At 61.5% G+C, this 22,892-nt stretch carries 24 protein-coding genes; 12 read left to right on the forward strand and 12 right to left on the reverse strand.

Annotation, left to right across the window (positions count from 1 at the left end; genetic code table 11):
* Nucleotides 1-151 precede the first annotated feature (151 nt).
* Both QZ964_RS19680 and QZ964_RS19685 read left to right on the forward strand, forming a co-directional pair.
* Complete coding sequence (locus QZ964_RS19680; RefSeq protein ID WP_292533760.1) at nucleotides 152-2,341, forward strand: TonB-dependent receptor; 2,190 nt, start codon at nucleotides 152-154, stop codon at nucleotides 2,339-2,341.
* A gap of 8 nt (nucleotides 2,342-2,349) precedes the next feature.
* Nucleotides 2,350-3,189 carry a DJ-1/PfpI family protein gene (locus tag QZ964_RS19685; RefSeq protein WP_292533761.1) on the forward strand — a complete coding sequence of 280 codons (840 nt, stop codon included), beginning with the start codon at nucleotides 2,350-2,352 and terminating at the stop codon, nucleotides 3,187-3,189.
* A gap of 78 nt (nucleotides 3,190-3,267) precedes the next feature.
* Here QZ964_RS19685 and QZ964_RS19690 read toward each other — a convergent pair whose 3' ends face one another.
* Entirely contained in the window at nucleotides 3,268-3,654 is a 387-nt protein-coding gene (locus tag QZ964_RS19690; RefSeq protein WP_292533763.1) for a hypothetical protein, read from the reverse strand.
* 503 nt (nucleotides 3,655-4,157) lie between these two features.
* Between QZ964_RS19690 and QZ964_RS19695 the strand changes: the two genes are divergently transcribed.
* The 5 genes from QZ964_RS19695 to QZ964_RS19715 all read left to right on the forward strand — a co-directional run bounded on the left by QZ964_RS19695 (nucleotide 4,158) and on the right by QZ964_RS19715 (nucleotide 6,081).
* Nucleotides 4,158-4,370, forward strand: a complete 213-nt coding sequence (locus QZ964_RS19695; protein WP_292533765.1) for a cold-shock protein — start codon at nucleotides 4,158-4,160, stop codon at nucleotides 4,368-4,370.
* Nucleotides 4,371-4,718: 348 nt separating this feature from the next.
* Nucleotides 4,719-4,985, forward strand: a complete 267-nt coding sequence (locus QZ964_RS19700) for a hypothetical protein (RefSeq protein ID WP_292533766.1) — start codon at nucleotides 4,719-4,721, stop codon at nucleotides 4,983-4,985.
* A gap of 15 nt (nucleotides 4,986-5,000) precedes the next feature.
* Nucleotides 5,001-5,270, forward strand: a complete 270-nt coding sequence (locus QZ964_RS19705) for a hypothetical protein (protein ID WP_292533768.1) — start codon at nucleotides 5,001-5,003, stop codon at nucleotides 5,268-5,270.
* 263 nt (nucleotides 5,271-5,533) lie between these two features.
* Entirely contained in the window at nucleotides 5,534-5,740 is a 207-nt protein-coding gene (locus QZ964_RS19710; RefSeq protein WP_292533770.1) for a hypothetical protein, read from the forward strand.
* Between the two features lie 206 nt (nucleotides 5,741-5,946).
* A complete protein-coding gene (locus tag QZ964_RS19715) occupies nucleotides 5,947-6,081 on the forward strand; it encodes a hypothetical protein (protein ID WP_292533771.1) in 135 nt (44 codons plus the stop codon).
* A gap of 50 nt (nucleotides 6,082-6,131) precedes the next feature.
* Here the strand turns inward: QZ964_RS19715 and QZ964_RS19720 are convergent, their stop codons facing one another.
* Genes QZ964_RS19720 through QZ964_RS19735 form a run of 4 tightly spaced genes read right to left on the reverse strand, consistent with a single transcriptional unit; the run spans nucleotide 6,132 to nucleotide 8,643 of the window.
* The gene (locus QZ964_RS19720) at nucleotides 6,132-6,617 is read right to left on the reverse strand and encodes a DoxX family protein (RefSeq protein ID WP_292533773.1); all 486 of its coding nucleotides are present in this window, start codon (nucleotides 6,615-6,617) and stop codon (nucleotides 6,132-6,134) included.
* A gap of 6 nt (nucleotides 6,618-6,623) precedes the next feature.
* Nucleotides 6,624-7,445 (reverse strand): DUF2063 domain-containing protein, encoded by an 822-nt coding sequence (locus QZ964_RS19725; protein ID WP_292533774.1) that lies wholly within the window; start codon nucleotides 7,443-7,445, stop codon nucleotides 6,624-6,626.
* Nucleotides 7,429-8,355 (reverse strand): DUF692 domain-containing protein, encoded by a 927-nt coding sequence (locus tag QZ964_RS19730; RefSeq protein ID WP_292533775.1) that lies wholly within the window; start codon nucleotides 8,353-8,355, stop codon nucleotides 7,429-7,431. The genes QZ964_RS19725 and QZ964_RS19730 overlap by 17 nt, the downstream gene beginning before the upstream one ends.
* A gap of 6 nt (nucleotides 8,356-8,361) precedes the next feature.
* Nucleotides 8,362-8,643, reverse strand: coding sequence for a DUF2282 domain-containing protein (locus QZ964_RS19735; protein WP_292533777.1), 282 nt, complete (start codon nucleotides 8,641-8,643; stop codon nucleotides 8,362-8,364).
* A 277-nt stretch (nucleotides 8,644-8,920) separates the two neighbouring features.
* Here QZ964_RS19735 and QZ964_RS19740 point away from each other — a divergent pair, with 277 nt between their 5' ends.
* Nucleotides 8,921-9,484, forward strand: coding sequence for a sigma-70 family RNA polymerase sigma factor (locus QZ964_RS19740; protein ID WP_292533779.1), 564 nt, complete (start codon nucleotides 8,921-8,923; stop codon nucleotides 9,482-9,484).
* Between the two features lie 3 nt (nucleotides 9,485-9,487).
* The gene (locus QZ964_RS19745; RefSeq protein WP_292533781.1) at nucleotides 9,488-10,171 is read left to right on the forward strand and encodes a DUF1109 domain-containing protein; all 684 of its coding nucleotides are present in this window, start codon (nucleotides 9,488-9,490) and stop codon (nucleotides 10,169-10,171) included.
* A gap of 53 nt (nucleotides 10,172-10,224) precedes the next feature.
* Here QZ964_RS19745 and QZ964_RS19750 read toward each other — a convergent pair whose 3' ends face one another.
* Entirely contained in the window at nucleotides 10,225-10,491 is a 267-nt protein-coding gene (locus tag QZ964_RS19750) for a hypothetical protein (protein ID WP_292533783.1), read from the reverse strand.
* 310 nt (nucleotides 10,492-10,801) lie between these two features.
* Between QZ964_RS19750 and glsA the strand changes: the two genes are divergently transcribed.
* Nucleotides 10,802-12,613 (forward strand): glutaminase A, encoded by a 1,812-nt coding sequence (glsA, locus tag QZ964_RS19755; protein WP_292533784.1) that lies wholly within the window; start codon nucleotides 10,802-10,804, stop codon nucleotides 12,611-12,613.
* A 47-nt stretch (nucleotides 12,614-12,660) separates the two neighbouring features.
* On the opposite strand, the gene QZ964_RS19760 is transcribed toward glsA, so the two are convergent.
* A complete protein-coding gene (locus tag QZ964_RS19760; RefSeq protein WP_292533785.1) occupies nucleotides 12,661-12,996 on the reverse strand; it encodes a GYD domain-containing protein in 336 nt (111 codons plus the stop codon).
* Between the two features lie 167 nt (nucleotides 12,997-13,163).
* Here QZ964_RS19760 and QZ964_RS19765 point away from each other — a divergent pair, with 167 nt between their 5' ends.
* Both QZ964_RS19765 and QZ964_RS19770 read left to right on the forward strand, forming a co-directional pair.
* Complete coding sequence (locus QZ964_RS19765) at nucleotides 13,164-14,363, forward strand: efflux RND transporter periplasmic adaptor subunit (RefSeq protein WP_292533786.1); 1,200 nt, start codon at nucleotides 13,164-13,166, stop codon at nucleotides 14,361-14,363.
* 21 nt (nucleotides 14,364-14,384) lie between these two features.
* Nucleotides 14,385-17,663 carry an efflux RND transporter permease subunit gene (locus tag QZ964_RS19770; protein ID WP_292533788.1) on the forward strand — a complete coding sequence of 1,093 codons (3,279 nt, stop codon included), beginning with the start codon at nucleotides 14,385-14,387 and terminating at the stop codon, nucleotides 17,661-17,663.
* Nucleotides 17,664-17,700: 37 nt separating this feature from the next.
* Here the strand turns inward: QZ964_RS19770 and QZ964_RS19775 are convergent, their stop codons facing one another.
* The 5 genes from QZ964_RS19775 to gyrB form a co-directional block, all read right to left on the reverse strand.
* A complete protein-coding gene (locus QZ964_RS19775) occupies nucleotides 17,701-17,946 on the reverse strand; it encodes a hypothetical protein (RefSeq protein ID WP_292533789.1) in 246 nt (81 codons plus the stop codon).
* A gap of 82 nt (nucleotides 17,947-18,028) precedes the next feature.
* Nucleotides 18,029-18,337 carry a (2Fe-2S) ferredoxin domain-containing protein gene (locus QZ964_RS19780; RefSeq protein ID WP_292533791.1) on the reverse strand — a complete coding sequence of 103 codons (309 nt, stop codon included), beginning with the start codon at nucleotides 18,335-18,337 and terminating at the stop codon, nucleotides 18,029-18,031.
* A complete protein-coding gene (gene glyA / locus QZ964_RS19785; RefSeq protein WP_292533793.1) occupies nucleotides 18,337-19,596 on the reverse strand; it encodes a serine hydroxymethyltransferase in 1,260 nt (419 codons plus the stop codon). The genes QZ964_RS19780 and glyA overlap by 1 nt, the downstream gene beginning before the upstream one ends.
* Before the next feature lie 15 nt (nucleotides 19,597-19,611).
* Nucleotides 19,612-20,145, reverse strand: coding sequence for a methionyl-tRNA formyltransferase-like protein (locus QZ964_RS19790; RefSeq protein WP_292533795.1), 534 nt, complete (start codon nucleotides 20,143-20,145; stop codon nucleotides 19,612-19,614).
* Between the two features lie 5 nt (nucleotides 20,146-20,150).
* Nucleotides 20,151-22,595 (reverse strand): DNA topoisomerase (ATP-hydrolyzing) subunit B, encoded by a 2,445-nt coding sequence (gene gyrB, locus QZ964_RS19795; protein ID WP_292533797.1) that lies wholly within the window; start codon nucleotides 22,593-22,595, stop codon nucleotides 20,151-20,153.
* Nucleotides 22,596-22,892: the final 297 nt, after the last annotated feature.

The raw sequence follows: 22,892 nt of genomic DNA on the forward strand, positions 1-22,892 counted from the left end.
AACGCATCACAATCGAGAATCGACGCTTGCAACATCAAATGACCGCCGCTTAAACTCAATCGTCAGGTGAGCCGCATCCTCCACTAAATTGCAGCCCTGCCTGTCTCAAATCATTCGACGACGGACACCCTCGACGACCGGCGCGCCTTCCTTGTCACCCTCATCGCAGGACGGTCCGCCGATCGAGCAGACCACCGCCGGACCGGTTCGGGGCTATCAGGCGCTTACGACGCGCGCCACGCGATTCCAAACCCCCATCCAAGAATTGCCGATGTCGGTGCAGGTGATTCCTCGCAAGCTGATCGACGATCAGCAGGTCATTTCGCAAGCTGAGGTCTTTCGCAACGTTTCCGGTCTACAGCCGGTAAGTCCGTTGTTCCCCGGCGGAATCGGCCCCAGCCTGCGGGGTATGCGGGCCGAGCGCTATATCGATGGACTGCCGAATTACTATGATCTGGGCGTGCGCGACCTGCTTGTCAATGTCGAGCGCATTGAAGTGATCAAAGGCCCCGCGAGCATTCTCTTCCAGGGCGGACAAAGCCCGGTCGGCGGCGTCGTCAACATCGTCTCAAGGCTCCCGACGCCGGATCGCTTCGCCGAAGCGGGCGTGCGCGGGGGCGGCTACAGCGATGTGAGCCCCTATATCGACGTCAATCAGCCGCTGACCGAGAACAAGAGCGTCCTGTTCCGTCTCACGGCGCAATATGAGACGACGCGTTCGAACATCGATGTCGTGCATCGACGTAGCTATACGATCAACCCGACCATCAAGATCGCGCCGACCGATTCCACCTCGCTGATCGTGCAGGGAATTATTACGCGGCGGGATCAGCCGGACTATGCAGGGCTTCCGGCCGTGGGGACGATCGATCGGACCTTCTATGCCGTCCGCCCAACGGCCTTCTTGTCGACGCCCGGCCTGCCCAGCACCGGCACCTCTTCGTCCGGCGTAACGCTGCGCTTCGATCACAAGTTCGACGAAACGTTCTCCACTTTCACAAGCGCGCGCTTTTCTTCGTCGGGCATTTACGAGCCGTCGCAGATACCCTTCGGCAACACGCCGATATATTCCGATCCGTTTGGGTTTGCCTCCGCGTTTGGCCTTCCTTACGGCGGTCCGAGTCAGTTCTACGTGGCGAACACAATCCTCAAACAGCAGGTGAAAGAGGTGTCGGTCACGTCGAACGTCATGGCCAAATTCGACGCAGGGCCGACGAAAAACAAGTTGCTGCTTGGCGGCGATTTCAACAGGGTATGGGATCAGGGATATCTTTCGGCCGCGAACGCTACGCCGCCGGATCAGACCATCGCGCCATTTCTCGGCCCCTTCGCGTCCTTCTATCCGACGCTTATCGACTTTCGGGCGCCCTTCTTCCCCCCTTATGTGTATCCCCTGCCGGGCCAGGACGCCTATACGATCTTCAGCCGTCTCAACAACGCCTATCAAAACGCAGGCGTGACCGTGCAGTTGCAGTCGACGATTCTCGAGCGCCTGCATATTCTCGCCGCAGGGCGCGTCGCTTTCATCGACATCAATTCAGAAGAGGCGGCTCTTGTCCCGCCCACGAGATTCAGTTCAAGCCAAACCGCATTCCTGCCGCGCGTCGGCGCGCTCTTCGACGTGACCGACTGGCTCTCAGTCTATGGCAGCTATGCGCAAGGCCTGCGTCCGGTGACCTTCTTCAATGGCGCTGGCGGCGTCGCGCCAAAGCCCGAGGGCTCGGAGCAGTGGGAGGCTGGCATTAAGCTCAACGGCCCGATGGGTCTTTCCGGCACGCTCGATTATTTCGATCTCAAACGCACTGGCGTGCCGGTGACTCCTGCGGGAAGCCTGACCCAGCGACAGTCCGGCGAATGGCGTTCTACCGGTTTTGAGGCGGATCTCATTTGGCAGCCGACGGCGGAGCTGTCCATTCTCGCAAGCTATGCGCATATCGACGCAAGAGTGTCGCGCGACGAAAACCCGAGACTGGTGAACGCCACGCTCAATCTTGCGCCGCGCGATTCCGGTCGCCTGTGGGGGCATTATGCCTTTGACGGCGCGCTTCTCGACGGCGCGCTCAGAGGGTGGTCGGTTGGCGCGGGACTTTACGCCGCATCGGGGACCGTGATCGAGATCGGCCAGCCCCAACCCTGGGCGCTGATCGGGCGACCCTGGAGCACCAGCGGCTACATCACATTCGACGCCACGCTTGCTTACAAGCATGAGAATTTCACTTTCGCGATCAACGGCAAGAATCTCGGCGATCAGCAGTATTTTGTTCAATATCCCTATCTTTCTGGAAGAGTTGCGCCGGGAGAGGGACGCACGATCTTCGTGTCGCTCTCCGCGCGGATGTAGGAGTGACAATGAGTCAGATTGATCGCCGTCAGTTCGGCGATGGCGTTGCGGCTTTTGCCATGCTGTTCGCGAGCGGCGCTTCGGCTGCGCCGAGCTCGTCGTCGGACAACGCCAGGGCCCCGCATAAGATGTCGGACATGCCTGCGCATTGGCGCGGCACGGAGAAAGTCGCCTTTCTGATTTATCCCGGCTTCACCGCGCTCGACATGGTTGGACCGCAGTACATGTTCGCCAATCTGATGGGCGCGACGATACAGATCGTCGGCAAGTCGCGCGATCCCATCCGTAGCGACACAGGCATTGTCTGCACGCCGTCGGTAAACTTCGAGGACGCCGCGTCGAACCTCGACATTTTGTGTGTTCCTGGGGGGTCGACCGGAACGCTCGCCGCGATGCGCGACGAAGAGACCCTCGCCTATATTCGCGCAGCCGGACATAGCGCGCGCTACGTTACGTCGGTCTGCACCGGTTCCATGCTGCTCGGGTCCGCGGGCCTGCTCGACGGCTATCGCGCCACGTCTCATTGGGTCACGAAGCCGCTGTTGCCCGTTTTCGGCGCGACGCCGGCCGAGGGACGATTCGTGCGGGATCGAAACCGGATCACCGCGGAAGGGGTCACCGCCGGTTTGGATTTTGCTCTCGCGCTCGTCGCCGAGCTGCGGGATCGCAAGTATGCCGAGGGCGTTCAGCTGCTGGCGCAATATGCGCCGGCGCCGCCTTTCAACGCCGGCGAACCTGGAACGGCGCCCGAGGCAGTCACGACAATGATCGACAATATGTTTGCCGGTCTCAAAGAGGACATGCGCGCCGCTGCCGCAGCAGCCTATGCAAGATCAAAAGGGCTCTGATGGGAGCCACGCATGACGAAGCCTTTGCGCGTTGGGCGCGGCGGCGCATGCGATGCGGCGCATGATGAATGTGCGCTATTAGAATCCCGCGCGGATGATGAGCTTCACGTCGCCGTCGCAAACGGCTTGGCCGATGAGGCCATGGGATCCATCCGAGCCGGCCGGAACATGCCCATTCCAAACGCAACCTTTTTTTCCGTCGCTGCGGTCAGAGAGTTCGATCGTATAGACGGAGTTTTTCACGGCGCCGGAAATTTTGTAGGTCAGCGCCTTGCCATTATCTAACTGAAGGTTGGCGGCTCCCGATATTCCATTTTGCGCGTCGACGTTCACCGTCCACGTTCCTTGAGCGCCTTTGACGCCGGACATTCCTTCCTCGGTGATGTTCCAGTTCTGACTTTCGGCGAAGGCTGGGCCAATTAACGCGGCGAGGGCGGCAGACGCCGACAAAATGAGCTTGGACATGCGTTCCTCCCTTAGGCGAATAGTTGATGTTACTGCCGACGACCTCACTATTCAAAGTTCTTCTGCAACGGAGTAATTGTGCGGTCGTCCCGTGCGGGGATGTAAAGATAAGGGTTCGCGAATTTGTTGCATCGCGATGATCGTTCCCGAATCATCGTCTTGGCGGGACGACCCCGGATGTTCTCTGGCGTATCGGGGGGGCGTCGGCGTCGGCGGCTGCAGCTTCGATCGTTCGAACAGGATCAAGTCTGTGGAGTCGCATTCGACGAGCTTTGTTCCTTCCGACGCTCGAAAGTCCGTGCGCACATCAGCTCGACCGCGCGCACGCGTCACAGCTTGTATTTTTGCCCATATACGCTAAATATTGAATATCGAGTTTTCGGCCGAATGATCTTGCTTTCGCTCCCTTGGCGCGTCGGCTCCTGACTTCCTCTCCAGAACTTCGATCCAAGAGCGCCGCGCAATTCGCGCGGCGCAGAACCCTGTTCTTGAAAGGACATGTCATGCAGACCGGTACCGTGAAATGGTTCAACGCCCAAAAGGGCTTCGGCTTCATCCAGCCGGAGAATGGCGGCCCGGACGTTTTCGTCCACATCAGCGCGGTTGAACGCGCAGGGCTGCTTGGGCTCGCGGAAGGCCAAAAGCTCAGCTACGAAATCGCTATCGACAGGCGTAGCGGAAAGTCTTCGGCGGACCAGTTGCAGGTCGCGGCCTAACCATCATTGTCGCCCCTGGCGGTCCAATCCGTCAGGGGCGAATCATGTTGCCTTGCACAAGCGCTTCGAGCATCAGGGCAAGGAAACACAGCCGGGCGGTAGCGCGAAGCCCAGACATATGAGGGGCGAGATATGGCCAAAGGCCAACGGCGCAGCAATCGCGAAGCGAAAAAGCCAAAGAAAGACAAAGCTCCTGATGCGGGTTCGCCGGCCGCCAAGGGTTCGTCTTGGCTGACCGTCGAGAAGCTTCAGACCCGCGAAGCCGAAGCGAAGCGGCGACGGTGATGAGCGCGCCGCAGGGCATAGAGCGCTACGCATTCAGGACCGCCGAATCGAGGAGCGCGTCCAGTGACCAATGACAACGAAACGAGCCGACGCTTTCGGCGTCCGCCGCAACGGCTTACCGCCGCTCCATTACATAAATTTCCCATCGGCGGCCGTGTGATCCAAAAGTCTGGCGCGCCGACCGACGCGGATTCGTTCCACGTCACGCGTCATCTCCCCGACGCCGGCGCGGGACTGCAGTATCGGATGAAGAGAGATCGCGACGGGCAGGAAAGAGTCGCCGTGGAATCCGCGCTCGAACTCGTCGCGGGAGACGATTTGATCCAATAGCTCTGGAGGCGGACGATGGACGCGAAGGACTATAGAACCGAAGCCGTCCTCTTTTTTTCCAAGGCGGCAAATTCGAAATACAAGTCGCTCATGTTCAGGCGTTTCACGCGGGCCTCGGAGGCCATTCGCTACGCGGTGGAGGAACTTGCGCCGAAAGCGCTGGCAAGTTGCTCCTTGGAAGTGGATGAGCAGCATTTTTTCGGGCGCGAGATTCGACCTCTTTACGACAGCGCCGATTATCCCTTGCGCCGCCGGCACATTAAACCACCCGCCCATCGCGCCTGAGAGCTGCGGATGCGCTTGATGATTCCCCCCCGCCAAGCTCGGGACGTTTGGCTGAGGCGCAGATCGCGCTTTATTCGGGCGCTATGCAAATAATGTGATCCCAACAGTTTGAGGCGCGCTCGACGTGACAGCTCGGCCTTTTTTCTCGCGAGCCGCGCTCTATGGCCGCCGCATCAGCGGGGCGCGCTTTTGGCGAGCCGCGTCCTATCTGTTCCTGCAAGCGCAATCGGCCGACTGGCCTGAGCGCAAGCGAGGATCGGAAGATGGCCAAGACACAGAAATTGGCGAACACATCTGCCAGGACCTCTGACCCCGTCCATGGCGCGACTCCACTCGCCTTCAGCGGAATCGGCGCGGCGCTCGCCGCTGGTTTGGGCGTCGCGGTCGCTGGCCTTTCCCTCGGATTCGTCTGCGCCGTCGCCGGCGCCATCGGCGGGGCGATCCTTGGCGCGTGGTTAGACCGCCGCTGAGACGACAGGCTCTTGCGGGGAGAGGAATCGGCGAGGCCGCTCCGCCTAGAGAACTCAAGCGTTGTCTTCAGTAGGCGCGAGAAGGCTTCGCTCCCATCGGCGTTGGCGCGGGGCGCATTGACGCCAAACTGCGCCGCGTGCGGAGGCGCACATACGCTCAGGCCTCGAACCAATAATGTCCGTTCATCAAATGACAGGAGGACGTGATGTTGAAGTTCAACAGCAAGATCATCGGAGCGATCATCGGCTCGGTCATCTTCTTCGGCGTGGGCATCGGACTCGCGCATGCGCATACCGCGCCCCAGCAGACCGGCGCCGTTGTCTATGTTGACGAACCCTGAGGTCTCGATCGCCGGTGGCAAGCGACCTGCATTCCACTTTGGGTCGGCCTTTAAGCCGTCCACCGACGAAACAGCAGGTGATCCAGGGATATTGCGCCGGGCCCGCGTGCGAGCAGCACGACGAGAAGCGCCGCCCAATAGGCATGGACCGTCCACCAGGCGTCAGGATAGACGAAAATCTGGATGACGATGGTCATGGTCAGAAGGCCCAACGCCGACAAGCGCGTCAGAAGCCCGATGACGAGCAGCAGCGGCAGGACGAATTCGACGGCGCTCGCCGCATAGGCGGCGACGGTCGGTGAAATCAACGGCAGCTTATATTCATCGGCAAACAACGCGAAGGTCGAGTCGCGGATCGCCGTCGGGATCTGGAAGGATAGATCGACGCCGAAAATCTCGCCGCCGACGGTTGGTCCTTCGATCTTCGTTTGGCCGGAGACGAAGAAAGGATGCGCGGCGACGATCCGCAGAAACAGCGCGATCAGAGAATAGGGGATCTCGTCCAGCCAGCGCGCAGTCGTTCTTATGATATCCATAACGCCTCAAGCTCCACTATGATCGAGCGGGCCGCGCCGCGACGCGTTTTGTCGTTCAGGCGTGACGCTGATCGAGAGAAAAACCTTCGCCACCAAAAGCGCCTGCAAGCAGCCCGTCAGGTCGAACTCCGCCACCAGGCGGGTCGCCGCATCCATGGCGGTCCCGAAAGTTCTCCCGTCCTCAAGCGCACGCACGAACGCCGATCCGCCGATGGGAAGCGCCGCGACGTTAACCGCCAGTTGAGGCCGGACGACGAGCGCTTCCTCGCCGTGATCCAATTCCAGCGGCGACAAATCTTCATCCGACATATGCCGTCGCCAGATCGAAACGATCGGATATTTCGACGTGATGACATGCGCCGAGGGATGCAAGACGGCCGTTGCGTCCGCCAATCGATCGGGAGGAAGGGCGCGAATGGCGTCCATCGGCAGCGGCGCGGCATCTTCGGCGTGGTAGGCTTGGCCGACGGCATATTCGAGCCACGCGACATCGGCCAGATAAGGAAGCTCGCGCGCCGGCTCGAACTTCGAGACGAATGTCGCGAACCCGTCCCCATATTCGAAGAGCATCGGCGTGCGCGGAAGGAATTCGCGCACGTAGCAGCGCGCCATGGCGCGGAAAAACTCATCGCCGACCAGTTGCCGGCAAATCGGAAAGCGCTCCGCTAACGCATCGACCAGTCCGACGCACACATTGTTGCGATAGACCGCGAAACGTCGCTCCGGCGGAAAACCGTGGCGCGCGTCAATCCCGTTCGGCGCCGGCAGCTCGGGGTCGAGAAGCGCGCGGACAAACGCCCCTTGATCGAAGTCAGCCGACATCGTCATGAAGCGCCTCCGATTCGGCTCTGTCTTCACTGGCGAGTGGTCGTTTTTTGAGGAACCGCTCGGCGCGCGCGGCTTGCGCCGACAGCAGCGGCCAGGGCGGAATCTCATTGTCCCATTCGATCAGGGTCGCCACCGGTCCGCGTCGCGCCAACGCGCGGTCGTAGAGACGCCAAACCTCTTTCTGGATAGGCGCGCAATGGGCGTCGATGAGCAGAGGATCGCCGATCTCGTCGGAATCCTCGGCGTATCCGGCGAGATGAATCTCTTCGACATAGAGCATCGGGAAGGCGTCGATATAATCCTCGGCCGAAAAGCCGAGATTCGTTGCGCTGACATAGGCGTTGGTCACGTCGAGAAGCAGTCGGCATCCCGCGCGGCGCACAATCTCGCGCAAGAATTCGATCTCGGAATAGTCCGAGGATCGGAACCGCAGATAGGCCGCGGGATTTTCGAGCAGGATCGGCCGGCCGAGCGCCGCTTGAATTTCATCCACATGCGCGGCGACATGCGCCAATGTCGCAGCGTTATAGGGCAAAGGCAGCAAATCATTCAGGAAGCGCGCGCCCTGCGTCGACCAGGCGAGATGTTCCGAGAAGGCGGCCGGTTCGTAGCGCTCGACAACAGACTTCACCCGGCGAAGGTGATCGCGGTCGAGGCGCCCGGCGCCGCCGATCGATAGGCCGACGCCATGGATCGACAGAGGAAAGTCCCGACGCAACCGCGTCAGCTGCGCGTGCGGCGGCCCGCCGGCGCCCATGTAATTTTCGGCGTGGATTTCGAAGAAGCCGATACCGGGCGCCGAGGCTTCGATGTCGGAAAAATGCGCGCTCTTGAATCCCAACCCCGCGCGAGCCGGCAGCGAGGACGCCACACGCGCGCGGTTTGGCTCGGGGGCGGAACGCGTTTCCATGCGGTTTTAGTTGGCGATCGGCTCGAGGCTGCCTTTGCCCTTGGGCGTCACGATCGAGGTGCATGTGCCCTTGGGGACATATTTCCACGCGCTGCCTTGATAATCCATCTTTGACGATCCTGCGCAGCTTGTTCCGGGACCCGCCGCGCAATCATTCTTGCCCTTCAAGGAGACGCCAAAGCACTTCTCCTGCTCGGCTTTTGCGGCTTTCGCCGTTTCGGCCAGAGAGCAGGCGGCGGCAAACGCGCCGGCGATAGCGAAGGCGGCGCAAAGCTTTTTGTCCGACATTTGTGATCTCCCTCTGCTTCCCTCGATTCATCCATTAACCAGGCAATCGGCTGAAGACTGGCGTTCCCCTGCGCTGACCAAAACGATCGCGCGCCTCTCGATGGCCATTCGTCGCGACGGCGCAAAAGGTTACAACCCAAACGGCCGGCGAGGCGAGTCAGCGAGATGGCGCGCCGGCGCTTGATCGACTAAAACTGCGCGATGGGACCTCGGCGCGACGGCGCAGAATCGGAAGCGGCGGACCGGTCCACGCAGATTCGCAGCGGGCAGAGGCGGATTGAGCGATACGTTGAACGATCGGGAGTCTCGTTGGCGCGCGCTGATGGCGTCGTCGCAGGATGGCGATCAGGCGGCGTATGGCGAGCTCCTGTCCGATCTCTTTCCTTTTTTGCGCCGTTTCGTCCTGCGACGATGGCCGAATGCGTATGACACCGAGGATGTCGTTCAGGAGATCCTGGTCTCCATTCACACCGTGCGCCAGACTTATGATCGCCGTCGACCCTTTACGCCCTGGCTCATGACCATCGCCGCGCGACGCGTCGCCGACGCCGCGCGAAGCCGCTACGCGCGCGCCAACGAAACCACGGTCGACGTTTTGCCTGAAACCTTTCATGGCGACGGCGCGAAATCCGAACAGGAGGCGAGGGACGATCAAGATGCCCTTCGCAGAGCTATGGCGATTTTGCCGGATGGCCAGCGGCAGGCGATCGAGTTGATCAAGATTCAAGGTCTTTCCCTCAACGAAGCGTCTCGGGTCACGGGAAAGAGCGTCGGTTCGCTGAAAGTCGGAATTCACAGAGCCGTCAAAGCGATGCGTCAGGCGCTGGAGCGGAATGGCTAGCGAATGTTGAATGACGCCCTGATCAGGACCCTGACCCAAAATTGCGCGCCGATACGCCCGCTCTCGCATCCCGCGAAACGCGCGCTCGTTTGGTTTGCGGTTTCGCTTTGCTATGTGGCGGCCGTCGTGGCGTTCATGGGGCTCAGGCCTGACTTTCTCTCCAAGGTCGCCGACCCGCAGTTTGCGACTGAAGTCGTCGCCGCCTTTCTGACAAGCATCGTCGCTGCGGCAGGCGCTTTCAGCGCCGGCTGTCCGGCGCGACCGGTCTGGGAGCGGTTCGCCGCCGGATTTTTCCTGTCTGTCTGGGCGGGCGCTCTCGCCATCGGATGCTGGAGGGACGTCGACGCCTATGGCGTGTCCGGTCTCCTAGCGCATTCGGACATTTACTGCCTCCCGACGATCCTCGCCATCAGCATACCGGCGGCGCTTTTGATCCTTTCGATGGTCAAGCGCGGCGCGCCCACCGCGCCATTCGTGACGATTGGTCTTGCGGCGCTCGCGTCGACAGCGCTCGCGGCGGCGGCCTTGCGTCTGTCCTTCAGACAGGACGCGGCGGTGTCGGTCTGCATCTGGCAGTTCGGCTCCGTCGTCCTGCTGACGGGAATCGCATCGCTTTTCGGCCGGGTTGTCCTGCACTGGACCATGCGCGACGAGTTGATTGCCTCTTTTCTGGCGCATCGCCGCTGAAGTGGGATCGGCGCGGAACGGTGGAAGAAAACTCATCCGTCCGCGCCGCTTGCTCACATCTCGACGACCTTGCCGCCCTTCGCCTCGCAAGCCTTTGCCGATTTTTCTGGCAACCACCCTTGTCCCTTGCAGGTGTTCATCCCCTTGCAGGCGTTGTTTGCGGTCTTGCAGAGGCTCGTCCCCTTGCATGAATTGATTCCGCCGCAATGGACGGATTTGCTCATTTTTTTGGCGAGCGCGGGCGCCGTCGCGGCGCCGCTAAGAACTAGGGCGATCGCGGCGGCGGCCACAGAGGCGCCCGAAACGATTTTGGCGTTCATTTCCATCTCCTTGCAAATCACGCTCGCAGGACGAGCGCTCCAGGCTCCATAGGGAACCTGCCGACGCTATTCGTCGCCGCAACGAATAAGGTTACCGCGGCGCGCGCTTGAGGGCGGGCGACAGCGATGGGCCGGCTGCGAGGATTCCGAAACTTCAGCCGTATGTAGTATAAACCACTTATCGATCGGCGATTCCGCATGATGAATCTGAGGCGTGGGGAGGGAGAGTTACAGGCATATACTTTGCTGACATCATTCGTTGAAGTCTGAGTTCGGCTTAAATGGCTGTGCAATAAAAACTGGAGACGCCGTGTATCCTCCGCTTCGCGGCTTTTTGCATCGCTGCCACGAGCAGTTCGCCGTCGACGATTCAGGCGCCCTCGCCGATTACATCCCGGAATTGACGAGGGCCAACCCGGACCATTTCGGCGTCAGCCTCGCAACAATCGACGGACATGTCTACGAAGTTGGCGACAGCGCGGCGCCCTTTACCATCCAGTCGATCTCCAAGGCGTTCGTATTCGCGCTCGCGCTGGAAACGCTTGGCCACGAGCGCGTCGAATCGGTTATCGGGGTCGAGCCCAGCGGGGAAGCCTTCAATTCGATCCGGCTGACGGGCGACAACAAGCCCTTCAACCCGATGGTCAATGCTGGCGCGATCGCCTGTTCCGGCTTGATCCGTCAACATGTCGGCGATGCCGCATTTGATCTCATTCATCGAGCGCTGGGCCGCTTCGCTGGACGCGAACTCGACGTCGATGAGGCGGTGTTCGCCTCGGAGCGGGCGACAGGCGACAGGAATCGCGCGATCGCGTGGTTGCTCCGCAATTATTCGGTGCTCGGGGACGACGTCGACGCGGTTCTCGATGTCTATTTTCGTCAATGCTCCGTCCTCGTCACCGCGCGAGACCTCGCCGTCATGGCCGCGACCTTGGCCAATAGCGGCCGCAATCCGCACACCGGCGAGCAGATCGTTTCTCCCTATGTCGTGGCGCGCACGCTTTCGGTGATGACGAGCTCCGGCATGTATGATTATGCCGGCGAGTGGATCTATCGGGTGGGAATTCCCGCCAAGAGCGGGGTCGGCGGCGGAATTATCGCCGCCCTGCCGGCGCAATTGGGGCTCGGTACCTTCTCGCCCCGGCTCGACAGTCATGGCAACAGCGTCCGCGGGCTAAAGGTCTGCGAGGCGCTGTCGGCGCATTTCGGATTGCATGTGCTCAATCGCAGCGAAGATGTGCGCACCTGCATCATCAGCGATTACAACGTCGCGGGCGTTTCCTCGCGCCGCAACCGACAGGATTTCGAACTGAAGATTTTGCAAGAGCGCGCGAGCGACATTCGGGTTATCGAACTCGTCGGCGCGCTCTCGTTCGCCGCGATGGACTATGTTTCGCGACGGCTTGCCGACGCGGCGGCGCCGGCCGATCTGCTGATTTTAGACTTCCGACGCGTTCCGAGCGCGACGACAGCCGCCGCCCGACTCCTGGCGGAGGCGTTCGCTGGACTTGCCGCTCGCGGCGCAACGATCGTCGTCGCGGGCTTCGAAAAAAGTTCGCTGCTCTGGCAGGCGATATATGCGGAAGACGTCGCTCTGCCGAAGCTGCATCATTTTTCGGTGCTCGACGATGCGATCGAGTGGGCCGAAGACCAGGTGATCTATCGCTATGGCGGCTTCGAAGGCCTCGCCAAGACCACCCACCTCAGCGAGCAAGCGCTGCTTGCGGGGCTGACGTCCGGCGAACTGGAGCGCATTGCGGAGATGGGTTTGGCTCGTTCGTTCAAGACGGGAGAGCGGATCATCGCCGCCGGCGATCCGGCGGGCTCGCTGTTCTTTCTGCAAAGCGGCATGGTCAGCGTAAAACTGCCCAGCGGCGCGCGTCTCGCGTCGATCTCGCCGGGCATGGCGTTCGGCGAGATGGCGCTCATCGAACGCGCGCGCAGCGCAGACGTTTGGGCGGACACGGCGGTGCAGTGTCTCGAATTGCCGCTGAGCGCCTATGCCACGTTCCGCAAGAGCCATCCTGAATGTGGAGAACTCGTCATGCGAAATCTTGCGTCGCTATTGGCGAAGCGTTTGATGCTCGCAAACGCCAAAGTCGACCTGCTCAGCGCATACTGAATTTTGGCGGCTCGTCTCTCGCTCGCGATGGAGGCGAGCTCGGCAAACTATGCCGGGTTCTTAGGCGCCATGCTTGGAGCAGTGGCCGCCTGGAGGAGCATCCCGCTCGTCTCCTCAGACGAAAAAACCCTGGTGAGGCGATTGCGGCTCAAATGACCTGCGGCGACGTCCGCGATTTCTATCGCCGCAGCAGTGGCTTCGTCGGGCGCTTCGAACAGCGCAAAACCGTCATATTCGGCACCCGGCGTGTAGTATAGTCCGATGAGGTTGCCGCCGAAGTGCTTGAGCAGCGCTTCTGACGCCGCCGCGCGGTCCTGCGGGGCCTTAACGAATATGGCCCATGCCGCAGGGGAATAGGCAAATTGCGCCAGGAACAAGGGCATTTTCATCCTCCATCCGCAAGCTGCAGTCTGCGCGTTTTGGCGAAGCTTGGCAATGCCGGCCAGTCGAGTTGCGAGTTGCGTTCCGGCGATGCAGCCCTTACTTCCTGCTCACGTTACGCGCCGGTCAAGAATGTTTGGCTTATGCGAGGGTCGAAACCGGAGGTGAGATGACGCTGTTTGCTTTTGTGGCGGCGCGCGGCGGCGATGGTCACGGGAGAGTTGCAGGCGCACTGCTTAAGATATTCCTGGCGCTGCTGCTTTTCGCTCCATCCTCAGGCGCGCGCGCAGACGGCCCGACGCCCGAAGTTGTCGTTTCTCGCCCTCTCGCCAGGACGATTCCGCGCTGGGACGAATATACGGGTCGTTTCGAGCCGCTAAAGCAGGTCGAAGTCCGCGCGCGCGTTTCAGGCGCTCTGGAAAAGATCAATTTCACCGACGGACAGTTCGTCAAAGCCGGCGAAGTCCTGTTCGTCATCGATCAGCGGCCTTTTCAGATCGCGGTCGACAGCGCGCGCGCGGAACTCATCCGGGCGCAGGCGCAGGCTGCAATGTCTGCTCGTGACTACGGGCGCGCGCAGGAAATGACGCAAGGCCGGACCATTACCGTGCGCGACGTCGATCAGCGAAAAGCGAGCAGTGAGATCGCCAAGGCGCAAGTCCTGAGCGCCGAAGCCGCGCTCCGAAACGCCGAGCTTAATCTTGAATGGACCCAGGTTCGCGCCCCGATCTCGGGGCGCGTATCGGACCGTCGCGTCGACCCAGGAAATCTCGTTCAGGGCGGACAGGCGGGAGCGACCCTGCTGACGACAATCGTGACGCTCGAACCGATTCATTTCGTTTTCGACGCCTCGGAGGCCGACTATATTCGCTACGCGCGCGCGGCGGAAGGGCGCAAGGGAATGTCGGGCCAGTTGAAAAACTCCGTTTCCGTGCGGCTTGCCGATGAGACGGAATGGACGCGCAGCGGCGTCATGGACTTCCTCGACAATCAGATCAATCGGCGCTCCGGCACGATCCGCGGCCGGGCCATCTTCGACAATAAGGACCACTTCCTCACGCCCGGCACATTTGGACGCCTGCGCCTGTTCGGCGGCGATGTTTCGGCGCTGCTCATTCCCGACGCAGCCGTCGTCTCCGATCAAACCAGCAAGACCGTGCTGGCGGTGTCTGACGACAACAAGGTCGTCGCCAGATCGGTGACTCTCGGCCCCATTCACAGGGGACTGCGCGTTATCCAGTCCGGTCTCGACGCAAAGGATCGGATCGTGATCGGCGGTCTCGCGAACCCGATGGTTCGGCCTGGAGCGACCGTGCAGCCCAAGGAGGGCGAGATCAAGGAAGCGCCCGGCGCGGTCAGTGACCGTTAGTCTTTAAAGACCAGGAACGCTATGCGCATCTCGCATTTCTTCATCGAGCGGCCGATCTTTGCGGCGGTGCTGTCCGTGCTTCTGACGCTTGCGGGGGCGATCGCGCAAGGCGCGCTCCCCGTTTCCGAATATCCGGAAATCGCGCCGCCGACAGTCAATATCAGCGCGACCTATCCCGGCGCCTCGGCGGATGTGATCGCCGAGACCGTGGCCTCCCCAATCGAACAAGAGGTCAACGGCGTCGACGACATGCTCTACATCACGTCGCAATCGACGGGCGACGGACGCTTGTCGATCGACGTCGTGTTCAAGCCGGGCGTCAATATCGATCTTGCTCAGGTGCTGGTTCAGAACCGCGTTGCAATCGCCAATCCTCGCCTGCCGGAGGAGGTGACGCGCTTCGGCGTCGTCGTGAAGAAAGCCTCGCCGGATTTGATGATGGTCGTGCATCTGCTGTCGCCGGACGGCTCGCGCGACCAGCAATATATATCAAATTACGCGACGCTTTACGTGAAGGACGCCATCGCCAGGATAGAGGGCGTCGGCGACGCGCGCCTATTCGGGGCAAGAGATTATTCGATGCGCGTCTGGCTCGATCCGGCGAAAGTCGAGGCGCGCGATCTGACCGCGGGCGACGTTATCGCCGCTCTGCGCGCGGCCAACTTGCAAGTCGCGGCGGGCGCCGTCAATCAGCCGCCGGCCGCCTCGGCGGGCGCCTTCCAGCTTTCGGTGCAGACTCTCGGACGGCTCAGCACCCCGGAGCAATTCGGCGACATCGTCATCCGCGCTGACGCCGACGGCGAGATTCATCTGCGCGACGTCGCGCGGATCGAGTTCGGCGCCCAGGACTACACGCTCAACGCCTATCTGAACCACGACGTGGCTACTGCGCTCGGTATTTTTCAGCGTCCGGGCTCGAACGCCTTGCACACCGCTGAAGCGGTCAAGCAGGAGATGGAGCGGCTCAAGAAGAGTTTTCCTGCCGGCGTCGACTACGCGGTCGTCTATAACCCCACCGAATTCATCCAGCAGTCGGTGGACGAGGTCGTCCATACGCTGCTCGAGGCGATCGTCCTCGTCGTCCTGGTCGTCATCCTTTTCCTGCAAACGTGGCGCGCGGCGATCATTCCGGTTGCGGCGATCCCGGTTTCGCTGATTGGCAGCTTTGCGGTGATGAAGGCCGCGGGGCTGAGCTTTAACACGCTGTCGCTGTTCGGTCTTGTGCTCGCCATCGGCATTGTCGTCGACGACGCGATCGTCGTCGTGGAGAATGTCGAGCGCTATCTCGCGCAAGGGCTGTCGCCAAAGGAAGCCGCCCACAAGACCATGGACGAGGTCGGCGGCGCGCTAATCGCCATTGCGCTGGTGCTCTGCGGCGTCTTCATCCCGACCGCGTTCATCAGCGGCCTGCAGGGCGCCTTCTACAAGCAGTTCGCAATCACGATCGCGAGCGCCACGATCATCTCGGCCTTCGTTTCGTTGACCCTTTCGCCGGCGCTCGCGTCGCTCTTGCTCAAGCCGCATGGCGTGGACGACGGCTCCAGCCATCGTCTGAGCTGGGCGCATGCGCCGCTGCGCCGCTTCTTCGACGCTTTTAACGCCGCGTTCGACAGGGTGTCGACAGCATATGGTGCGGCGACAGGCCGGCTCGTCCGGCTTGGCGTCGTCATGCTCGCAATCTATGCGATCCTTATCTTTTTCGCTTTCGATCTGTTGCGGCGCACGCCGACCGGCCTCATTCCGCAACTCGACCGCGGCTATGTGATCGCCGCCTTCCAATTGCCGCCGGGCGCGACGCTCGATCGCACCGACAAAGTCATGCGCACGGCGACCGACGTCATCTTGAAACGCGCGGGCGTCCAGGACGCCGTGGTTTTCACCGGCTTCGACGGCGCGACTTTCACCAATGCGCCAAACACCGGCGTGATCTTCGTCACGCTGGAGTCCTTCGACGAGCGGGCAAAAAAGGGCCTTTCGGCCTCGCAGATTCAAGCCGATCTTTACGCAGAGCTCGCGAAGCTGACCGACGCCTTCGCTTTCGTGCTGCTGCCGGCGTCGGTTCCAGGCATCGGCACTGGCGGGGGCCTGAAGGGCTATGTGCAGGATCGCGCCGGGCGCGGCCTTCCGGCGCTCGAAGGCGCGACCTGGACGCTTGCCGGCGCCGCTGGGCAGTCGGGTGAATTCACCCAGGCGTTTACGCTGTTCAACACGCGCACGCCGCAGATCTTCGCCGACGTCGACCGCACCAAAGCCGAGCTCATCGGCGTCCCGATCTGGCGGGTCTTCGAAACGCTCTCGATCTATCTTGGCTCGACCTTCGTCAACGACTTCAACATGCTTGGACGCACTTACCGCGTCATGGCGCAAGCCGACGATCCCTATCGCATGACGCTTCGCGACATCGCCAATCTCAAGACTCGCAGCGCCTCTGGCGCGATGGCGCCGATCGGCGCCGTCGCGACGTTCCGCGACACGACGGGCGCGTTCCGCGTGCCGCGCTACAATCTCTATCCGGCGGCGGAAGTGCAGCTCAATCTCGCTCACGGCGTTTCGTCTGGCCAGGGCATCGCCGCGGTCGAGAAGCTTGCGGCCGAGAAGCTGCCGCAGGGATTCGGCTTCGAATGGACCGAGATCGCCCTGCAGGAAAAGCTTGCCGGCCACACCGCCGCGCTCGCCTTTGGCCTTGCGGTGATTTTCGTGTTTCTTCTGCTCGCCGCGCTTTACGAGAGCCTGCTGCTGCCGGTTTCGGTGATCCTCATCGTGCCGATGTGCATTCTCGCGGCGATGCTCGGCGTGGTCTCGCGGGGGCTCGATCGCAACATATTGGTCGAGATCGGGCTCGTCGTGCTGATCGGATTGGCGGCGAAGAACGCCATTCTCATCGTCGAGTTCGCCAAACAGGCGGAAGACGCGGGCCAATCCAAATTCGAGGCTGCCGTCACAGCCGCCCGCACGCGTCTGCGGCCGATTCTGATGACGTCGCTCGCGTTCATCCTCGGCGTGCTGCCGCTCGCGGTCGCTGAGGGCGCCGGCGCCGAGATGCGTCAGTCAATCGGCACCGCCGTGTTCTTCGGCATGCTTGGCGTCACTGTGTTCGGCCTGATCTTCACGCCGACCTTCTATGTGGTCGTGCGCATTTTCGCGCGATATTTCCAGCCGGCGCGCGCCGGCGATTCCACGCCGGCGGCAGCGACGCCAGGCAGGAGTCTCGCGGAGGACATAGGCATTCACGAAGCGAAGAAGATCGACGTCGGCAAGGCCAAGAGATGGCTCGACGAATTTCGGCGCAGGCTGCAGTGATTCAAGCGCGGCTCGGAAGGCCGCGCTTGATGCGTGCTTACTGGAAATGTTCGGGGCGCAGCTTGGTGGTATTGGCCGGGGCGAATTCGCGACGGCAGGCGGGGCTTAGCCGCGCCATATTCTGCTGCAGACAGGATTCGATTTCGTCGATGTCAGGAATGTCGGAGCTGCAAAATCTGAGGGCGTCGCCCATGCAGTCGGAGCGCTCCTGCGCCGTGCCCTGAGCCGCGGCCGGGGATGCGGCGAGCGCCAAGAGAAGCGAAAACGGAATGAGTTTACGCATGCTGTTCCTTTCACACCTATCGTTCTGAGTATTCGCAACACTGAGCGTAGAATCGTTCCCTAAGAAAAGCAAAGCGGTTCAACTAAGCTTCTCTTGATAGCGCGAGGCCTTGCTCGGCAAGCGCGGCGCGCGTGAGTCGCAACAATTCATCGAGCGAAGGATTGGACAGGGCGTCGCCGGACGGCTCGAAGCGCACGACGGGATCGCGGGTGCAGAGCCGCAGGCAGTCGCGCGTCGCGATCGAGAGTCTTGCGGAAGCCAATTCTTCCGAAAAGTCGCGCGCAAAAAAATTCTCAATAGAAGCGAGCAGCACGCGGCCTTTGCCCGCGGCGTCGCAGCGCGGACCGACGCAGACGAGGAGACGAACGGGCGGAGGATTCACGGAGCGCATCAGTAGATCGGATGTTTCGCGCAGAGCGCCGCTGTGTCTTCGCGGACGGCGTCGATCAATGCGTCATCGTCAGGACTTTTCAGCACCCGGTTGATCCATCCGGCAATCGTCTCGAACTCCGAAACGCCGAATCCGCGCGTCGTGCCGGCGTTGCTCGAAAGGCGCAGGCCCGACGGCGCCTCAGGCGGTCTCGGATCGAAGGGAATCATATTCTTGTTGACGGCGAGGCCGGCGCGCTCCAGCGCCTTGGCGGCGACATCGCCAGTGAGGCCGCGCACGGCGAGATCGACGAGCATCAGTCCCGTATCCGTGCCGCCCGTGACGATGCGCAGGCCTGCGTCTGCGAGCGCGCGCGCCAACGCGCGCGCATTGTCGATCACGGCGTGATTATAGGCGGTAAACTCCGGTCGCAGCGCCTCACCGAGGCAGGCCGCCTTGCCGGCGACGCCATGCAACAGGACGGAGCCCTGCACGCCGGGAAAAATGCCGGCGTTGATGCGATTGCTTAGACCTTCGTCGTTCCACAGAACCAGTCCGCCGCGCGCGCCGCGCAGCGATTTATAGGTCGTCGTCGTGACGACATGCGCATGGGGCAGGGGATCGGGATAAAGCCCGGTCGCGACGAGGCCGGCGACATGCGCCATGTCGACGAGAAGATAGGCGCCGACTTCGTCGGCGATGGCGCGCATCGAAGCGAAATCGATCGCGCGCGGATAGGCGGAGCCGCCGGCGATAATCATGCGCGGGCGTTCGCGGCGCGCAAGATCGCGTATTTCGTCGAGGTCGATCAATTCCGTTTCGCGCGAGACGCCATAGGCGACGATTTTGTAATCGCGCCCCGTCAGAGTCGCCTTATGGCCATGGCTGATATGGCCGCCGGCCGCGACATTCATCGACAGGATCGTCTCGCCGAGCTTCAACAGGCCGAGAAAGACGGCGGCGTTGGCGTTGGAGCCGGAATGCGGCTGGGCATTGGCGAAGCGGCAGTTGAAGACCTTTTTCGCGCGCTCGACGGCGAGCGCCTCGATCGCGTCGGCGAATTGCGCGCCGCCATAATAGCGCGCATAGGGCAGGCCCTCGACGGTCTTGTTGGTAAGGATCGAGCCCTGCGCTTCGAGCACGAGCCGCGAGACGATGTTTTCTGAAGCGATGAGTTCGACGCCGTCTTGTTGACGTCGCAACTCGCCGGCGATGGCCGAAGCGAGTTCGGGGTCGGAGGAGAGGCCGGCGGAGAAGTAGGCGCTATGGAACCAATGCATCGTCCGCCGCTCAAGTTAGAAACTATTTGAACGCCCCAGTGTGAACGCTTTTTCTGCTGGGCTAAGGACGGTGTGGTGCAACCAGAGTTCAAATGGTTCGATATGTTCCAATTCAGCAGCAATTGATTGTGTCAGCGAGACTAGTCGGTCGGCGCAATTTCCATAAATCAAAAATATTGCTCTCTGATATCCTGCTTCCCGCACGAAACGGGAGAGCGTAGTAATATCCTTTTTAATACCGTCGGGATCAGCTTGCGAAGATTTCACTTCAATTACAGCATGATTGTGCGCCATGCTGCCAGCGCGATGCACTAATAAATCGGGTTTCTGCGCGCGCGACCATCGCAAGATCGGATGAGCTGACTTATCGACTTCGCCATTCAATCTGAATTGACAATCGCTGGGCCATCGCATGCGCATCTGATGATAGAGTTCGTAAGTGTACACACGTTCGCGATAAACGGGTGGACCGCCATCTATGGGAAGAAGGAAATAGTCGCTTTCTATCGATTGGGTGGCCTCAATGAGAATTTCGTTAAGTTCCTCCATCGGAGTCACACATCCAAATTCGCGACGTTCAGCGCGTTCTCCTGAATGAATTCGCGGCGTGGCTCAACGACATCGCCCATCAGCTTGACGAAAATATCGTCGGCTTCCGCCGTCTCCTTCACCTTCACCTGCAACAGCGAGCGCGCGTCGCGGTCGAGCGTCGTCTCCCAGAGCTGTTCGGCGTTCATCTCGCCAAGGCCCTTGTAGCGCTGAATGGTGAGGCCCTTGCGGCCGATGGCGTTCATCGCGTCGTAAAGCGCGAGCGGTCCCGAGAGCGGCGCTTCATCGCCGCGTCTGAGCAACGTGGCGGGCCCGGCGAAAACGTCGCGCAGGCTTTCGGCGCGCTCATGGAGCTTGCGCGCTTCGCTGGAATTCAGAAGCGAGGCGTCGAGCGTTACGGCATGCGTCACGCCGCGCAGCGTGCGCTTGAAGACATATTCGAGACTTTGGCCGCCGTCGCGAACCTCGCCCGACCAGCCACGCTCGGTCTCTTCTGAAATCGCGTCGAGTCGGGCTACGATTTCGTCGGCGAAGCGCTTCGCCGCCGCTTCGTCGGTCTGCGGCGTCAGATCGCCGGCCATCGCCGCCTGTTCGACGACGGCGCGGTCGTAGCGCGAATGCAGGCTGAGCATCACATTGCGGAAGGCGCGCGCGTCTTCGAGAACTTTGTGCAGGTCGGCTCCGGCGCGATCCTCCGAGCCGGCGCGCAGCACCGCGCCATCGAGCAGGCTTTCGATCAGATAGTCCTCAAGCGCGCGCTCGTCCTTCAGATATTGCGTCGACTTGCCGCGCGTCACTTTATAGAGCGGCGCCTGGGCGATGAAGATATGCCCGCGCTCGATCAGCTCCGGCATCTGCCGGTAGAAGAAGGTCAGAATCAGCGTGCGGATATGGGCACCGTCGACGTCGGCGTCGGTCATGATGATGATTTTGTGATAGCGCAGCTTGTCAGCGTTGAACTCGTCGCGGCCGACGCCGGTGCCGAGCGCGGTGATCAGCGTGCCGATCTGCTCCGACGACAGCATCTTGTCGAAACGCGCGCGCTCGACGTTGAGGATTTTGCCGCGCAACGGCAACACTGCCTGATACTCGCGATTGCGGCCTTGTTTGGCCGTGCCGCCGGCCGAATCGCCCTCGACGATGAAGAGTTCGGATTTGGACGGATCGCGCTCCTGGCAGTCGGCGAGCTTGCCGGGAAGATTGGCGACGTCGAGCGCGCCCTTGCGCCGCGTCAGCTCGCGCGCCTTGCGCGCCGCCTCGCGCGCCGCCGCCGCCTCACACACCTTCGAAACGACGTTCTTGGCTTCCGCCGGATGCTCTTCGAGCCATTGCCCGAGCAATTCGTTGACCACGTTCTCGACGGCCGGACGCACTTCCGAGGAGACGAGCTTGTCCTTCGTCTGCGAGGAGAATTTCGGGTCCGGCACTTTCACCGATAGCACGCAAGTTAAGCCCTCACGGCAGTCGTCGCCGGTGAGATCGACTTTCTCGCGCTTGGCGAGGCCCGAGGATTCGGCATAACCGGTGATCTGGCGCGTCAGCGCCCCACGGAATCCGGCGAGATGCGTGCCGCCGTCGCGCTGCGGAATGTTGTTGGTGAAGGCCAGCACATTCTCGTGATAGCTGTCGTTCCACCACAGCGCGACTTCGACGCTGATGTGGTCGCGCTGACCATGGATAAGGATTGGCGCCGGGACGAGCGGCGTCTTGGCGCGGTCTAACCAGCGCACGAAAGCCTCAAGCCCACCTTCGTAAAAAAGCTCTTCGCGCTTGACCTCGGCGTGACGCGCGTCGGTCAAAAGGATGCGCACGCCTGAATTCAGAAAGGCGAGTTCACGCAGACGATGCTCAATCGTCGCAAAGTCGAACTCGGTCATCGTGAAGGTCGCGGGGGAGGGCAGGAAGGTGACTTCGGTGCCGCGCTTGGGCGCACCGTCCACGATCGGCGCGTCGCCGACAACGGCGAGCGGTGCGACTACGTCGCCATTTGCGAACTCTACGTAATGTTCCTTGCCGCCGCGCCAGACCCGCAGCTTCAGCCATACGGAGAGCGCGTTGACGACGGAGACGCCGACGCCATGCAGGCCGCCGGAGACCTTGTAGGAGTTCTGGTCGAACTTACCGCCGGCGTGCAGTTGCGTCATGATGACTTCGGCCGCCGACACGCCTTCCTCGTGATGAATGTCGGTGGGGACGCCGCGGCCATTGTCGGAGACGGTGCAGGAGCCGTCCGCATTGAGCGTCACGGAGACGGCGGTCGCATGGCCCGCGAGCGCCTCGTCGATGGCGTTGTCGACGACCTCATAGACCATATGGTGAAGGCCGGTGCCGTCATCGGTGTCGCCGATATACATGCCGGGGCGCTTGCGCACCGCGTCGAGGCCGCGCAGCACCCTGATGGACCCTGCGCCATATTCCGCAGCGTCGTTCTGACTGTCTTTTTCGGTCATTTTGCCTGTTCGTAAGGGGCCGACGAGGCCGATGATTCGCGGGCGTTGATTTTAGCCCGGAACCGGCTCGAAATGCACGGATATAACTACGTTTTCAGGCTTTGCCCACAATGGGCCGGGCCTTGGCCCGGATTGAGCGCCATGGAGGCGTCGTTGCGCGAGCGACGCGTCTTATACCAACCTGCCGTGAGTCTGACTCACCTCGGATTCCCGAATCGGCAAATGTCTGATTCTTATTGGCGAACCGAGGGAGGTTCGTCATGGCGGCAGCGGTGCGATTGCGTGAAGATTTCGATG

It is taken from the genome of Methylocystis sp. (genome assembly GCF_021731785.1).
Lineage (GTDB): Bacteria > Pseudomonadota > Alphaproteobacteria > Rhizobiales > Beijerinckiaceae > Methylocystis.

Excerpts from the sequence above, each read along its gene's own strand:
- QZ964_RS19685 (WP_292533761.1), top strand. The coding sequence starts at position 2,350 with ATGAGTCAGATTGATCGCCGTCAGTTCGGCGATGGCGTTGCGGCTTTT.
- QZ964_RS19690 (WP_292533763.1), bottom strand. The coding sequence starts at position 3,654 with ATGTCCAAGCTCATTTTGTCGGCGTCTGCCGCCCTCGCCGCGTTAATT.
- QZ964_RS19695 (WP_292533765.1), top strand. The coding sequence starts at position 4,158 with ATGCAGACCGGTACCGTGAAATGGTTCAACGCCCAAAAGGGCTTCGGC.
- QZ964_RS19705 (WP_292533768.1), top strand. The coding sequence starts at position 5,001 with ATGGACGCGAAGGACTATAGAACCGAAGCCGTCCTCTTTTTTTCCAAG.
- QZ964_RS19710 (WP_292533770.1), top strand. The coding sequence starts at position 5,534 with ATGGCCAAGACACAGAAATTGGCGAACACATCTGCCAGGACCTCTGAC.
- QZ964_RS19715 (WP_292533771.1), top strand. The coding sequence starts at position 5,947 with ATGTTGAAGTTCAACAGCAAGATCATCGGAGCGATCATCGGCTCGGTC.
- QZ964_RS19720 (WP_292533773.1), bottom strand. The coding sequence starts at position 6,617 with ATGGATATCATAAGAACGACTGCGCGCTGGCTGGACGAGATCCCCTAT.
- QZ964_RS19725 (WP_292533774.1), bottom strand. The coding sequence starts at position 7,445 with ATGACGATGTCGGCTGACTTCGATCAAGGGGCGTTTGTCCGCGCGCTT.
- QZ964_RS19730 (WP_292533775.1), bottom strand. The coding sequence starts at position 8,355 with ATGGAAACGCGTTCCGCCCCCGAGCCAAACCGCGCGCGTGTGGCGTCC.
- QZ964_RS19735 (WP_292533777.1), bottom strand. The coding sequence starts at position 8,643 with ATGTCGGACAAAAAGCTTTGCGCCGCCTTCGCTATCGCCGGCGCGTTT.
- QZ964_RS19745 (WP_292533781.1), top strand. The coding sequence starts at position 9,488 with ATGTTGAATGACGCCCTGATCAGGACCCTGACCCAAAATTGCGCGCCG.
- QZ964_RS19750 (WP_292533783.1), bottom strand. The coding sequence starts at position 10,491 with ATGAACGCCAAAATCGTTTCGGGCGCCTCTGTGGCCGCCGCCGCGATC.
- QZ964_RS19760 (WP_292533785.1), bottom strand. The coding sequence starts at position 12,996 with ATGCCCTTGTTCCTGGCGCAATTTGCCTATTCCCCTGCGGCATGGGCC.
- QZ964_RS19765 (WP_292533786.1), top strand. The coding sequence starts at position 13,164 with ATGACGCTGTTTGCTTTTGTGGCGGCGCGCGGCGGCGATGGTCACGGG.
- QZ964_RS19770 (WP_292533788.1), top strand. The coding sequence starts at position 14,385 with ATGCGCATCTCGCATTTCTTCATCGAGCGGCCGATCTTTGCGGCGGTG.
- QZ964_RS19775 (WP_292533789.1), bottom strand. The coding sequence starts at position 17,946 with ATGCGTAAACTCATTCCGTTTTCGCTTCTCTTGGCGCTCGCCGCATCC.
- QZ964_RS19780 (WP_292533791.1), bottom strand. The coding sequence starts at position 18,337 with ATGCGCTCCGTGAATCCTCCGCCCGTTCGTCTCCTCGTCTGCGTCGGT.
- glyA (WP_292533793.1), bottom strand. The coding sequence starts at position 19,596 with ATGCATTGGTTCCATAGCGCCTACTTCTCCGCCGGCCTCTCCTCCGAC.
- QZ964_RS19790 (WP_292533795.1), bottom strand. The coding sequence starts at position 20,145 with ATGGAGGAACTTAACGAAATTCTCATTGAGGCCACCCAATCGATAGAA.
- gyrB (WP_292533797.1), bottom strand. The coding sequence starts at position 22,595 with ATGACCGAAAAAGACAGTCAGAACGACGCTGCGGAATATGGCGCAGGG.